This is a genomic window from Bradyrhizobium manausense (genome assembly GCF_018129685.1).
Lineage (GTDB): Bacteria > Pseudomonadota > Alphaproteobacteria > Rhizobiales > Xanthobacteraceae > Bradyrhizobium > Bradyrhizobium manausense_D.
The window spans coordinates 1,168,951-1,181,717 of the sequence record NZ_JAFCLG010000001.1; the positions used below are offsets into that span (position 1 = coordinate 1,168,951).

Below are 12,767 nucleotides of genomic sequence, written 5' to 3' on the forward strand. Positions count from 1 at the left end.
CCGATATGACGGCGGCTTTGCCGTTCCGCGACATGAATCTCAACGCTTTGCTAACCATAAAGGAGGCCGTCAGGACGACAGCCCCGTCAGCTTCAGGCTGAGCGCGCACAGGCGCCTGCGCGCGTCGGCATCGTAGGCCTGTGGATTGGCCCGGGCCTCGTTCATTCCGTTGAAGAACAGGCCGCTCGTGCCGGCGACGTCGTCGCCCTCGACCAGATGCAGGATCGCCGCACCGCCCTGCTCGACGGTCGACATCGGCGTCATGCCGCCGGCGCGGACCATCGTGGTGTTCATGTAGGTCGCCGGGTGCAGCGCATTCACGGTGATGCCGGTGCCCATCAACTCCTCCGCAAGATCGATCGTGAACATGATCTGCGACAGCTTGCTCTGCGCATAGGCACGCGAGCCGCTGTAGCCCTGCGTGATCATGACGTCGTCGAAGTCGATCGGATGCTGGCCGAGCGAGGCGACGTTGACGATGCGCGAGGGCGCGGCAGCCTTCAACAGCGGCAATAGCAGATGGGCGAGCAGGAAGCCGGAGAGATAGTTCACGGCAAATCGCAGTTCGTGACCGTCGCGGCTCTCTTGCCGTTGCGGCCCGTCGTTCTGCGAGCCGATGCCGGCATTGCTGACGAAGACGTCGAGACGTTTGTGATCTCGGGTCACCGCCGCGGCGAGCTCGCGCGTGCCTGCCATCGACGACAAATCAGCCTGATAGAAGGTCGGCGCCACATGACCGGCCTTCACGATCTCATCAATCAACGCCTTGGCGCGCTCGGAACTCCGCCCATGGATCAGGACATTCGCGCCTTCGGCGGCCAAATGGGTCGCAACATGGCGCCCGACCCCATCGGTCGAGCCCGTGATGAGTACCGTCCTGCCGCGCATGTCCATGTCGTCACTCCAGGCTCTGGAATCGAATTGCTCCTGCCGGGGGCCAATCCGGCGATTGCTCTGGGCTGACTAGCCCTTTACTTGTGTGCATACTCGGCATTCAAATATGTTCCAGCAATGCCGCTTGGGCGTGTCATGCAAATTGAATCCGAACCGCCGCTTGTGACGCCCGGCCAGCGGCTCGTGCCCGCGCCTGCGTCGAGCGATTGGTCGACCCGCATTCTCCTGCTGTTCGTTGGCGCTGTCATCCTCGCCCTCATGGGCTACACATTCAGCGACAGCGCCAAGCGTGCGTTCTATGCGCTCGAAGAGATGTCCGGCCTGGCACCGTCGCAACAACAGTTCGCAACGACCTATCGGCAATTGGGAATTTCCGCCCTGCCCCCGCGTCTGTTCGCTGAAGATCGTGTGGCCGGTGCCTTGACGCGGCTTATCCATGAAAAGTGCGACCACCAAGCCATCGCTTCGCTCGCCAACGTCCTGGCCGCGAACGGAGAGCAGCGGCTGGCTGCTTCGGCGCTGATGGGCTTCAGCCTGTCCTGCCCCGGGAGCGAAGGCGAGCAGGCAACGGCCGGCGGACTCTTCCTCAAGGTCGGCGACACCGAAAAGGCACTCGCCGTCGCGAACGCACTGACGTCAGCAAGGCCGGAGATCGCGAATTTCCACTATTTCCGCGGCAAGGCGCTGGTCGCCGCCGGCCGCGGCGCGGAAGCCGTGAACGAATACAAGTCGACGATCCAACTCAGCCCATCCCCACGCCAGGTCGGAGAATGGGTCTTTCTCGAGCTCGCCAACCTCTATGCCTCCCTGGACCGACCATGCGACGCGGTGGAGACCATCATGAGCTGGATCGCCATAGATCCGCCCTCGCGCAACACGGCGCGCGCGCAAAAGCTGATGGAGACCTATGGCGCTCAACGATGCGGCCCTGCTCCAAAGTCCGATTCACGCTCTCTCTAGCGAGCGCCGGTCACGTCCTCAAAGCTTGCGGACAGCAAGGTTCGGGATGAATTGGCAGGAGTCCGACGGATCGATGTATCCCCGGTCGAATTCAATCATGTCGCCGACATTCACGACCAATCCGGGAGGAAGCGCAACGCCCCTCCTGTCTCCTTCCGTTGTCTGTACCGAGACATACTGATTTCTCAAATATTTCGGGTTCGTACGTCTGTCCCGATCGGCCTGGGTCGATCGAGTCCCGGCGACACTTTGGGCCTCAGTCAGGAGAGCCGTCACCCTCGCTTGCACCCGAACTGGAGCAGTTCGCATCGCAGTCCTGGCCATGATCCCGCACATAACCTTTTGCTCTTTGAGCGCGTTGTAGTCGTCTTCGCCGGGCACGCGCGCTGTTGTCTGCGGCAAGGCAGGGCCGATAGGCGCCGCGATTGCGACCCGTGATTGACTTGGCGTACCGCCAGCGGTCGGCCCACTGTCTCCTGTTGGGAGTGGAAGTCCGGCCAAAACCGAACTGGGGTCACTGCCATCGCGCCCGGGCTGCTTTGGGCGATCGACACCATTGACGTTCAAAGCTGCGAGCGGCGCCTTGGCCCGCTTGTCGTCATCCGCAATGGTGGGCAGACGGTCATCCAAACTATTCTGCGCGTTCGAAGCGTCCTTTTGAGGCGGCGCCTCTGGAGGCTTCTCGATCACGACTTCCACGGGAGTTACAGTAGGCGGGAGCGGCTCGAACCGAGCAAAAAGCTCGAGCAACAGGAGCAGCGCAATGATCACATGGCCTGCAATCGAGAACCCAAGACCGACGCCGGAACGACGAAAATCCGTCAAAAAGCCTTGCGTCCAACGCTGTACCCGGCCCACCACTGCCCCCGCGCCGATCGGAACAACCCTCGACGAGGCCTTGTTGTAGCGAGGTGCGCCGAGACATTCAACTCAAGGATGCATGACTGAAATTTGAAGGAAGCGACGCCAGATTTTCGCGAGACACCGTTGACAGCGTCGCGGTCGTTTCGGCAGCGAGAAGGCGTTCAATGCAGCATCCGGGTCACCAGCGTTGACGACATTGGTGACCCGACATGCGCGGTTCGGTCAGTGGATCTCCGCCGAGCGCTTCAGCGCGGCCTTGAGCTTCTCCAGCGAGAAGTCGGGGCTGCGCGCGATCTCGAGGATCGGCGTTTCGCGGCGGCCGCAGAGCTCGGCAGCCTCGGGGAGTTTTGCGGCAACCTCGAGCGGGATGATGATCGCGCCATGCTGATCGGCGTGGATCAGATCATCCGACCTCACGGTCATGCCGGCGACGCGCACCTCGCCGCCAAAGCTCTCCGCATGCACCCACGCATGCGACGGGCCGATCGAGCCGGCGAGTGCCTGGAAGCCCGGGGCCCATTGCGGGATATCGCGGATCGAGCCGTCGGTAATGACGCCGAGGCAGCCGAGCGCCTTGTGCACGTTGCTCTGAACTTCGCCCCAGAACGCGCCGTAGCCGACGTCGGGGCCGTCGATATCCTGGATCACCGAGATGCGCGGGCCGTGGCCAGTGCCGACATATTCGTAATATTCGATCCGGCGCTTCGACTGCTCGTCGGCCGGCAGCGAGGACTTCAGCACCGAGCGGATCGCGACGGTGCGGGCATAACCGACGATCGGCGGCAGATTCGGGAACGGGCAGACCAGCTGCTTGGTGGTGTAGCCGATCAACCGGCGCTCGGGCGCCACGATCTCCATGGCATTGCAGATCGTCGGCGTGTCATAGCGGCCCAGCGCTTCAAGGACGGAAGCGGGCAGCGGCCCGGTCGCGGTATTGGTCACGGCGTTTTCTCCCAGATTGGCGGCTGATTGACGCGATGCCGCCGGTCCAGCGCGATATAGCCGAGATCGGGTCTCGACCCAACTCAGGCGCTCTCATGGCAGATATCCGCCTGCGATCGCTCAGTGCAGCCGCCCGGGCCGATCGTCGTCGTCGAGCGGCGGCTCGGACAGGCTTGCCATCGTCGGCGCCGAGGGGGGCGACGAGACCTCGCCCGCTGCCGGCGCCGCGGCCTCCGCCGCGCGGGCCTGGTCGCGATAGGATTTGAAACCGAGCGGCAGTGAGGCCAGATACGACACCGTGCCGATCGAGAGCACGTACCAGGGATAGCTGATCAGAAGCGCGATGAAGAAGATGACCGCGACGAATGCCGGCAACACCAGTTCCGGCGGCACCCGCATACGCATGCTCTTGCCGGAGAATACCGGCAGGCGCGACACCATCAGGAAGGCAATCAACAACGTGTAGGCCGCCGTGAGCGACGCGGGCCAGCGCCCAAGATCCAGGAACGCTGCGTAGATCGGCAGCATCACGGTAATTGCGCCGGCCGGCGCCGGCATGCCGGTGAAGAAATTGGCGGCAAAGGCCGGCTTGTTCGGATCGTCCAGCGTGGCGTTGAAGCGCGCAAGCCGCAGGCACATGGAGATGGCAAACACCATGGCCGCGATCCAGCCGGCATTGCCGAGCTCGTGCAGCTGCCAGAAATACAGCATCAGGCCGGGCGCGACGCCGAAATTGACGAAGTCGGCGAGGCTGTCGAGCTCGGCGCCGAATTTGGACTGGCCCTTGATCAGGCGCGCGATGCGGCCGTCGATGCCGTCGAGCGCGGCTGCGAACACAATGGCGTAGACGGCGAGCGTCATCCGCCCTTCGATCGAGAGCCGGATCGCCGTCAGGCCAGCGCAGATCGCCAGTAGCGTGATGACGTTGGGCACCAGCATCCGCACCGGGATTGGGCGGAACCGGCGGCGGCGGATGTCGGGGTCTCTCACGTCAAAGGGCGTCATGGCTCGTCCTCACCTCACAGTGGGATATAGCAAGCCGCTTTCGCCTCCGCCATCGCGGTGGAACCGCGACTATTGGTTAACTGGCGCGATAGGCACGGGCCGGGTCGTCCCCGGTCAGGTCTGCCAGGATCGTTTCGCCGGCGATCGCAGTCTGCCCCTCCGACACCAGCGCCTTGGTGCCGACCGGCAGATAGACGTCGAGCCGCGAGCCGAAGCGGATCAGGCCGAACCGTTCACCGGCGCCGACCGCCTGGCCTTCCTTGACGAAGCACACGATTCGCTTGGCCACGAGGCCTGCGATCTGGATCACGCCGATGCGGCCCTGCGGCGTCGAGATGACCAGCGAGTTGCGCTCATTGTCCTCGCTCGCCTTGTCGAGCTCGGCATTGATGAACAGGCCGGGCCGGTAGGCGATGCGGTCCACCCTGCCCGCGACGGGGCTGCGATTCACATGGCAATTGAACACACTCATGAACACCGAGATGCGCGGCAGCGGCCGGTCGCCGAGCCCGAGCTCGGCCGGCGGCAGCGCCATGGTGATCATCGAGACCCGGCCGTCGGCGGGCGACACCACGAGGCCGTCCCGCACCGGCGTCACGCGCACCGGATCGCGGAAGAACAGCGCGCACCAGACGGTCAGGATCGTGCCGATCCAGCCCAGCGGCGACCACAGCCACATCAGGATGATGCTCACCAGCGCGAAGATGCCGATAAAGGGGTAGCCCTCCTTGTGGATCGGCGGAATCTGACGTTGGATCGAATCGAGAATGGACATCGCTATCTGCCGCTCAGGGGTTGCTGGCGCGGGTCGTCGCGCGCGGTGGGCCTGTTTAGGCCAGAGTTGGGACCGGAGACAAGCTCACTCCGCGGCCGCGGGCACCGTCAGGGCGTCCTCGACCGGCGGAGGCTCCCGGTTGGGCGCCTCGCTCGAGTCGGCCATCCGGGCCAGTTTCTCGCGCGCCGCCTCGGCCTCGCGCTGCCTGTTCCACATGCTGGCGTAGAGACCGCCCTGCGCGAGAAGGCTCGAATGGGTGCCGCGCTCGGCGATACGGCCCTGGTCGAGCACGATGATTTCGTCGGCACCGACGATGGTCGAGAGCCGGTGCGCGATCACCAGCGAGGTGCGGTTCTTGGCGACACGGTCGAGCGCGCCCTGGATCTCGTGCTCGGTGTGGGTATCGAGCGCCGACGTCGCCTCGTCCAGGACGAGGATCGGCGGCGCTTTCAAGACCGTGCGCGCGATCGCGACGCGCTGCTTTTCACCGCCCGACAGCTTCAGGCCGCGCTCGCCGACCTGGGTCTCGTAGCCCAACGGCGCCATGCGGATGAAACGGTCGATCTGCGCGAGGCTCGCAGCTTCCTCCACTTCGGCGTCGCTGGCGTCCCAGCGGCCGTAGCGGATGTTGTAGCGGATGGTGTCGTTGAACAGCACCGTGTCCTGCGGCACCATGCCGATCGCGGCGCGCAATGAGGCCTGCGTGACTTCGCGAATATCCTGGCCGTCGATCAGGATCTTGCCGCCGGATATGTCGTACAGACGAAACAGGAGCCGCGAGATGGTCGACTTGCCGGCGCCCGACGGGCCGACGATCGCAACCGTCTTGCCGGCCGGCACCTCGAAGCTGATACCCTTGAGGATCGGCCGTGCCGGGTCATAGGCAAAGCGAACGTCCTCGAAACGCACATTGCCGGCGGAAACCACCAGCGGCTTTGCATCGGGCATATCCTTGATCTCGGCCTCGCGGCCGATCACGCTGAACATCTTCTCGATGTCGATGATCGCCTGCTTGATCTCGCGATAGACCATGCCCATGAAATTCAAGGGCTGGTAGAGCTGGATCATCATGGCGTTGACCAGCACGAAATCGCCGACCGTATTGGTGCCGTTGCGCACGCCGATCGCGCACATCAGCATGGTGGCGGTCAAGCCCAGCGTGAAGATCACGGCCTGGCCGGTGTTGAGCACCGCCAGCGACGTGTAGGTCTGGATGCTCGCGTCTTCGTAGCGCGCGACCGACTTGTCGTAACGCTGGGCTTCGCGGGCCTCGGCGCCGAAATATTTGACGGTTTCGTAATTGAGCAACGAGTCGATCGCCTTGGTGTTCGCCTCGGTGTCGGAATCGTTCATCTTGCGGCGGATGCCGATCCGCCACTCGGTCGCAATGTAGGTGTAGTACATGTAGACCGCGACCGTGATCAGGGTCGCGACGACGTAGCGCCAGTCGAATTGCCAGAGCAGCACGGCCACCAGCAAGCTGACCTCGACGATGGTCGGGATCAGCTGCAGGATCACCATGCGGACGATGACCTCGATGCCCGAGCGGCCGCGCTCGAGAACGCGGGTCAGGCCGCCGGTCTTGCGCTCCAGGTGAAAGCGCAGCGACAGCTCGTGCATGTGGACGAAAGTGATGGTGGCAAGCTTGCGCACGGCGTGCATGGCGACGCGCGCGAAGATGCCGTCGCGCCATTGCGTCAGCACCGCCATCACGATGCGCATGACGCCGTAGCTCGCAGTCAGGAGCAGCGGCGATGCAACCACCCAGAGGTGCCAATTGCTGGCCTGCAGCGGCGCGGTGTTGGCGCCCGTCAGTGCGTCCGTCGCCCATTTGAAGCTGAACGGCACCGTCAGCGTGATCAGCTTGGCCGCGAGCAGCAGCACGACCGACCAGACCACCCGCATCTTCAGGTCGGCGCGGTCGCCGGGCCAGATATAGGGCCACAGATGGGCCAGCGTGCCTATCAGGGTGGCTCGCTCCAGCGGTCCGCCGGAAGGCTCGGGCACGTCGGGAACGTGGGGCGAATGAGGTGGGCTCATCAAGAATCCTGAAAGGCCCGCCGGATGCGGGGCGGCGCGATTTGCGATTTTCGTTCGTCATATAGAAGCTTCCGTGGGCAAGCGCACCCAGCCAGATGGCGAATCTTCGATTGTTTGTCGTCATTTACCGGTAGATTTCCGGGTAGTCCGAATCACCGGAAGGGCTTGACGGCCCTTCGCTGCAATGCATCATGGCATCAATGAGCACGATCAAAACCGTCTGTGTCTATTGCGGCTCCGGTCCCGGAACCAATCCCCACTTCACCGAAGGCGCCAAGGCGTTCGGCAAGGCGCTCGCCGAGAACAACATCCGTCTGGTCTATGGCGGCGGCTCACTGGGCCTGATGGGCTCGGTCGCCACCTCGGTGCTGGATCACGGCGGCACCGTCACCGGCATCATTCCCGAATTCCTGCGCAAGCGCGAGAACGCGCTGACCCGGGTGCAGGAGATGATCGTCACCCCCGACATGCATGAGCGCAAGCGGCTGATGTTCGAACGCTCCGACGCCTTCGTGGCGCTGCCGGGCGGCGTCGGCACGCTGGAGGAACTGGTCGAGCAATTGACCTGGAAACAGCTTGGCCGTCACGCCAAGCCGGTGCTGCTCGCCAATATCGACAATTTCTGGGAACCGCTGTTCTCACTGCTGTCGCATATGCGCCACACCGAGTTCATCCGCGCCGGCCTGTCGGTCGATATACTCAAGGCCGATCGCGTCGAGGACATCCTGCCCAAGCTGAAGTCGGCTGCGGCCCAGATCGCCGAGGCGGAAACGCAGATGGCGCCGGACGTCGCGCGCAAGCTGTAAGAGCCTTTTGTTGGCGCATGATCTTTTCGGAAAACCGCTACACACTTTTCCGGATCATGCGCTACTCCTGCGGAAACGTCACCGCCTCGATGCGGTTGCCGTCAGGATCCGTGACGAACGCCGCGTAGTAGCGCACGCGATCGTGCGGGCGGATGCCCGGCGCGCCGTCGGATGCGCCACCGCTTGCGAGCGCTGCAGCGTGGAATGCATCGACCTCGCCTGTCGTCTTCGCACGCAGGCAGATGTGCACGCCGCTCTCCGGCGCTACATGCGGCATGGCCTCGCGTAAGTTGATCCAGAATTCCGGATAGCTCTTGCCAAAGCCGACCGTGCGCGGCCGCGTGACGAGACGCGTGAGGCCGAGCGCGGCGAGCGTGGCCTCGTAGAACCTGACGGCGCGTTCGAGTTCGCTGACGCCGACGGAGATGTGATCGATCATTGGTCACGCCCCTCTCTCCTCGTCATTGCATCGCTGCGCTCGCAATGACGGTATTTGCCGCACCACCGTCACCTACGCCGGCGCGCCGGACTTCACGAGCTTGTAGATCACCGAATCCATCAGCGCCTGGAACGAGGCATCGATGATGTTCGGGGACACGCCGACCGTGGTCCAGCGATCGCCGTTCTCGTCCTCGCTCTCGATCAGGACGCGCGTGACGGCGCCGGTGCCGCCGTTGAGGATACGGACGCGGTAGTCGATCAGCGTCAAACCCTCGATGTATTTCTGGTACTTGCCGAGATCCTTGCGCAGCGCAACGTCGAGCGCGTTCACGGGACCGTTGCCTTCGGCGGCCGAGATCAGACGTTCGCCGGCCACATCGACCTTGACCACGGCGAGCGCGACAGTGACGCGCTCGCCGTGCGAATTGTAGCGCTGCTCGACATTGACGTCGAACTGCTCGACCTCGAAATAATGCGGCACCTTGCCGAGCGTGCGGCGCGCCAGCAGATCGAACGAGGCGTTGGCGGATTCATAGGCATAGCCTTGCGCCTCGCGCTCCTTCAGCTCCTCGACAAGGCGCGTCAGTTTCGGATCGCTCTTCTCGTACGCGATGCCGGCGCGGTCGAGCTCGGCCATGACGTTGGAGCGGCCAGCCTGGTCCGATACCAGCACCTTGCGATGATTGCCGACCGTCTCCGGCAGCACATGCTCATAGGTCTGCGGATCCTTCATCACCGCGGAGGCGTGGATGCCGGTTTTGGTGACGAAGGCGCTCTCGCCGACATAGGCGGCATGCCGGTTCGGCACACGGTTGAGCATGTCGTCGAGCGTGCGCGAGACTTTGACGAGCGTCGCCAGCTTCTCCGGCGTGACCGAGACCTCGAAGGCGTCCGCAAACTCCCTCTTCAATTTCAGCGTCGGGATCAGCGAGCAGAGATTGGCGTTGCCGCAGCGCTCGCCGAGACCGTTCAGCGTACCCTGGATCTGCCGCGCTCCGGCGCGCACGGCGGCAAGCGAATTCGCCACTGCCTGTTCAGTGTCGTTGTGGGCGTGGATGCCGACATGGTCGCCGGGGATGTGCTTGGTCACCTCGGCAACGATGGCCTCGACCTCGTTCGGCATGGTGCCGCCATTGGTGTCGCACAAGACCACCCAGCGCGCGCCTGCGTCATAGGCCGCCTTGGCGCAGGCGAGCGCGAAGCTGGAGTCTTCCTTGTAGCCATCGAAAAAATGCTCGCAGTCGAGCATGACCTCGCGGCCGGCGGCCTTTGCCGCCGCGACGCTGTCGCGGATCGAAGCGAGGTTTTCCTCTTTGGTCGTCTCCAGCGCGACGCGCACCTGATAGGCGGAGGATTTTGCGACGAAGCAAATCGCATCCGCCTTGGCTTCCAGAAGCCCGGCAACGCCGGGATCGTTGGAGACCGAGCGCCCGGCCCGCCGCGTCATGCCGAAGGCGGTGAAGCGCGCATGATTGAGCTTCGGCTTGCTGCCGAAAAACTCGGTATCGAGCGGATTGGCGCCGGGATAGCCACCCTCGACATAGTCGATGCCGAGATCGTCGAGCATGCCTGCGATGACCCGCTTGTCGGTCAGCGTGAAATCAACGCCATTGGTCTGGGCGCCGTCGCGCAGCGTGGTGTCGAACAGATAGAGGCGCTCTCTCTTTGACTTTGCCGAGCTCATCACGAGCGTCCGTTCTTGTTGCCTCCCCCCTTGTGGGGGAGGTCGACGATGCGCAGCATCGTCGGGAGGGGGGTGCCACACGGGTGGTCGGAGTGCGGAGCCACCCCCCTCCCCAACCCTCCCCCACAAGGGGGGAGGGAGCGGAGAGAGGATTGCTCTTGGCGGACACGCTCTTTGCTCATTGCGCTGCTCCGAGCGTCCTTTTCATGGTGGTGTTGGCGAGCCACTCGTCGTTGACCGTGACGCTGTTGCGCTGCATGGCGACATAGCCGCGCTTGGCGAAAAAGCTCTCGGCGGTGTCGCTGGCGTCGACGGTGAGCGCGGCAGCGCCGCGGCTGCCGGCCAGCTTCTCGAGCGCGTCGACCAGCATGGTCGCGATGCCCTGCCGGCTCACCGCCGGATGCACATAGAGCATGCGGATGTGATCGGCGCCGCGCAGCGAGGCGAAGCCGACGGGCGAGCCGTCGAGCGTCGCGATCAGCGTCAGGTCGGCGGCCAGCCGCTTGCCGAATTCCTCGGTTTCCGCCGCCGCCATCCAGGCCTGCTGCTGCGCCTCGCTGTAATCGTCTCCGGTCAGCTCTTCGATGCTGGCTGCGAAGATCGCGGCCAGCATCGGGACATCGGCCGGCAGGAACGGCCGAAGTGCGGGCTTCGGATGCGCCTGGGCCATCACGCCAGCTCCCAGGTCGTTACCGGCTTGCCGTCGGCGTCCCTGCCGTCCTTGATCACGACGCCCTTGGCGGCAAGCTCGTCGCGGATGCGATCGGACTCCTTGAAGTCCTTTCGCGCGCGTGCAGCCGCACGCTCGGCAATCAGAGCGTTGATTTGAGCTTCGTCGATGTCCGATCTCTGACGTCGCAAGATGTCCTGCAGCCGAACATCCTTAAGCCCAAATCCCAGAAGCTCGCAGGTAGCCCTCAGATCGGCAGCGGCTTGATACTTGCCACTGCGTGCACGCGACGCCAGTTGATGAAGACTGGCTATTGCCTGAGACGTATTGAGATCGTCGCGCAGCGCGCCCAAGACCTCGTCAGAGACGTTACCATGCTCAGGTGATGCTGTTGCAGTGATCTGCTGAAAACCGTCCAGTGCGATAGAAGCCTGTTCCGTCGCATGACGCGTCCAATCGATCGGTGACCGATAATGCGTCATTAGCATTTGAAAGCGCAGGACTTCACCAGGCCAGTCCGAAAGCAGGTCACGGATGGTCGTGAAGTTGCCGAGACTCTTCGACATCTTCTCGCCTTCGACCTGCAGGAAGCCGTTGTGCATCCAGTAGTTCGCCATACGCTGCTGGTGGAAGGCGCAGCAAGTTTGGGCTACCTCGTTCTCGTGGTGCGGAAACACGAGATCGATACCGCCACCATGAATATCAAAGTGCTCACCGAGATGCTTCCAGGCCATGGCGGAGCACTCGATATGCCAACCCGGACGTCCCGGCGCGGTGATGCCGGCCGGGGAAGGCCAAGACGGCTCGCCAGACTTGGACGGCTTCCACAGTACGAAGTCGGTGTTCCCTTTCTTATAGGGTGCAACATCCACACGGGCGCCGGCGATCATCTCGTCCAGCGAGCGATTTGAGAGCGCCCCATACTCCGGCAGCAATGAATTGGCCGCGTTCATCGCCTGCGGCGAGAACAGCACGTGGTCTTCGGCAACATAGGCGAAGCCGCCCTTGACCAGCCGTTCGATGATCTCACGCATCTCGCCGATATGCTCGGTCGCACGCGGCTCGACGCTCGGCCGCAAGCAGCCGAGCGCATCGACGTCGGCGTGAAACTGCTTGCCGGTCAGCTCGGTGACCTTGCGGATCGCCTCGTTCAGCGGCAGGCCGGGAAAATCCCGCGCGGCACGGTCGTTGATCTTGTCGTCGACGTCGGTGATGTTGCGGACATATGTGACGTGCGCCTCGCCGTAGATGTGGCGGAGCAGCCGAAACAGCACGTCGAACACGATGACCGGACGGGCATTGCCGATATGGGCGAAGTCATAGACGGTCGGTCCGCACACATACATGCGGACATTCTTCGCATCGAGCGGCACGAAAGCGCGCTTTTCCCGGCTCAGCGTATCGTAAAGACGCAATTCCATATGGACACCCGTCGGCTGTTGGCCGGGCGTCCAGTGCTCTCAATGTGGTTGAGAAAAGACGGCTCCAGCCAGCGAATCGCTAGCTCGTAATCTCGCGGCAAATAATGCAGATGGCGAGGAGACCGTTCATGCCGGTCATATGGGCCATGAGGCCGGCTTTCGTCAAGAGAGCCGCGAAAATGCCGCTTTATGTCCGCAAAGCGCGGCCGCGCCGCCCCGATGGTTCCTCATCCTTAACCATTTGAGCCCATTCTGGAACCGGCGG

The 12,767-nt window shown here is 63.5% G+C and carries 11 protein-coding genes and 1 pseudogene; 2 read left to right on the plus strand and 10 right to left on the minus strand.

Annotated elements, in window-relative coordinates; genetic code table 11:
• Positions 1-69 precede the first annotated feature (69 nt).
• Entirely contained in the window at positions 70-894 is an 825-nt protein-coding gene (locus JQ621_RS05790; RefSeq protein WP_212233418.1) for an SDR family NAD(P)-dependent oxidoreductase, read from the minus strand.
• 135 nt (positions 895-1,029) lie between these two features.
• Here JQ621_RS05790 and JQ621_RS05795 point away from each other — a divergent pair, with 135 nt between their 5' ends.
• The gene (locus JQ621_RS05795) at positions 1,030-1,854 is read left to right on the plus strand and encodes a tetratricopeptide repeat protein (protein ID WP_212233419.1); all 825 of its coding nucleotides are present in this window, start codon (positions 1,030-1,032) and stop codon (positions 1,852-1,854) included.
• A gap of 18 nt (positions 1,855-1,872) precedes the next feature.
• Here JQ621_RS05795 and JQ621_RS05800 read toward each other — a convergent pair whose 3' ends face one another.
• The 5 genes and pseudogenes from JQ621_RS05800 to JQ621_RS05820 all read right to left on the minus strand — a co-directional run bounded on the left by JQ621_RS05800 (position 1,873) and on the right by JQ621_RS05820 (position 7,480).
• Positions 1,873-2,679, minus strand: coding sequence for a hypothetical protein (locus tag JQ621_RS05800; protein WP_212233420.1), 807 nt, complete (start codon positions 2,677-2,679; stop codon positions 1,873-1,875).
• Between the two features lie 261 nt (positions 2,680-2,940).
• The gene (locus JQ621_RS05805; RefSeq protein WP_212233421.1) at positions 2,941-3,660 is read right to left on the minus strand and encodes an RraA family protein; all 720 of its coding nucleotides are present in this window, start codon (positions 3,658-3,660) and stop codon (positions 2,941-2,943) included.
• A gap of 120 nt (positions 3,661-3,780) precedes the next feature.
• Complete coding sequence (locus JQ621_RS05810; protein ID WP_212233422.1) at positions 3,781-4,665, minus strand: CDP-alcohol phosphatidyltransferase family protein; 885 nt, start codon at positions 4,663-4,665, stop codon at positions 3,781-3,783.
• A 76-nt stretch (positions 4,666-4,741) separates the two neighbouring features.
• Positions 4,742-5,467 (minus strand): annotated as a pseudogene (locus JQ621_RS05815) (phosphatidylserine decarboxylase); the annotation flags it as partial.
• A gap of 57 nt (positions 5,468-5,524) precedes the next feature.
• Positions 5,525-7,480 (minus strand): ABCB family ABC transporter ATP-binding protein/permease, encoded by a 1,956-nt coding sequence (locus JQ621_RS05820; RefSeq protein ID WP_212233424.1) that lies wholly within the window; start codon positions 7,478-7,480, stop codon positions 5,525-5,527.
• A gap of 200 nt (positions 7,481-7,680) precedes the next feature.
• Between JQ621_RS05820 and JQ621_RS05825 the strand changes: the two genes are divergently transcribed.
• Entirely contained in the window at positions 7,681-8,286 is a 606-nt protein-coding gene (locus JQ621_RS05825; protein WP_212233425.1) for an LOG family protein, read from the plus strand.
• 61 nt (positions 8,287-8,347) lie between these two features.
• Here the strand turns inward: JQ621_RS05825 and JQ621_RS05830 are convergent, their stop codons facing one another.
• The 4 genes from JQ621_RS05830 to cysS all read right to left on the minus strand — a co-directional run bounded on the left by JQ621_RS05830 (position 8,348) and on the right by cysS (position 12,502).
• Entirely contained in the window at positions 8,348-8,725 is a 378-nt protein-coding gene (locus tag JQ621_RS05830) for a VOC family protein (RefSeq protein WP_212233426.1), read from the minus strand.
• 72 nt (positions 8,726-8,797) lie between these two features.
• The gene (gene cimA, locus JQ621_RS05835; RefSeq protein ID WP_212233427.1) at positions 8,798-10,411 is read right to left on the minus strand and encodes a citramalate synthase; all 1,614 of its coding nucleotides are present in this window, start codon (positions 10,409-10,411) and stop codon (positions 8,798-8,800) included.
• A gap of 178 nt (positions 10,412-10,589) precedes the next feature.
• Positions 10,590-11,081 carry a GNAT family N-acetyltransferase gene (locus JQ621_RS05840; protein ID WP_212233428.1) on the minus strand — a complete coding sequence of 164 codons (492 nt, stop codon included), beginning with the start codon at positions 11,079-11,081 and terminating at the stop codon, positions 10,590-10,592.
• Positions 11,081-12,502, minus strand: a complete 1,422-nt coding sequence (cysS, locus tag JQ621_RS05845; RefSeq protein ID WP_212233429.1) for a cysteine--tRNA ligase — start codon at positions 12,500-12,502, stop codon at positions 11,081-11,083. Before cysS ends, JQ621_RS05840 begins: the two co-directional genes overlap by 1 nt.
• Positions 12,503-12,767 lie beyond the last annotated feature (265 nt).

Excerpts from the sequence above, each read along its gene's own strand:
- JQ621_RS05790 (WP_212233418.1), bottom strand. The coding sequence starts at position 894 with ATGGACATGCGCGGCAGGACGGTACTCATCACGGGCTCGACCGATGGG.
- JQ621_RS05795 (WP_212233419.1), top strand. The coding sequence starts at position 1,030 with ATGCAAATTGAATCCGAACCGCCGCTTGTGACGCCCGGCCAGCGGCTC.
- JQ621_RS05810 (WP_212233422.1), bottom strand. The coding sequence starts at position 4,665 with ATGACGCCCTTTGACGTGAGAGACCCCGACATCCGCCGCCGCCGGTTC.
- JQ621_RS05820 (WP_212233424.1), bottom strand. The coding sequence starts at position 7,480 with ATGAGCCCACCTCATTCGCCCCACGTTCCCGACGTGCCCGAGCCTTCC.
- JQ621_RS05825 (WP_212233425.1), top strand. The coding sequence starts at position 7,681 with ATGAGCACGATCAAAACCGTCTGTGTCTATTGCGGCTCCGGTCCCGGA.
- JQ621_RS05830 (WP_212233426.1), bottom strand. The coding sequence starts at position 8,725 with ATGATCGATCACATCTCCGTCGGCGTCAGCGAACTCGAACGCGCCGTC.
- cimA (WP_212233427.1), bottom strand. The coding sequence starts at position 10,411 with ATGAGCTCGGCAAAGTCAAAGAGAGAGCGCCTCTATCTGTTCGACACC.
- JQ621_RS05840 (WP_212233428.1), bottom strand. The coding sequence starts at position 11,081 with ATGGCCCAGGCGCATCCGAAGCCCGCACTTCGGCCGTTCCTGCCGGCC.
- cysS (WP_212233429.1), bottom strand. The coding sequence starts at position 12,502 with ATGGAATTGCGTCTTTACGATACGCTGAGCCGGGAAAAGCGCGCTTTC.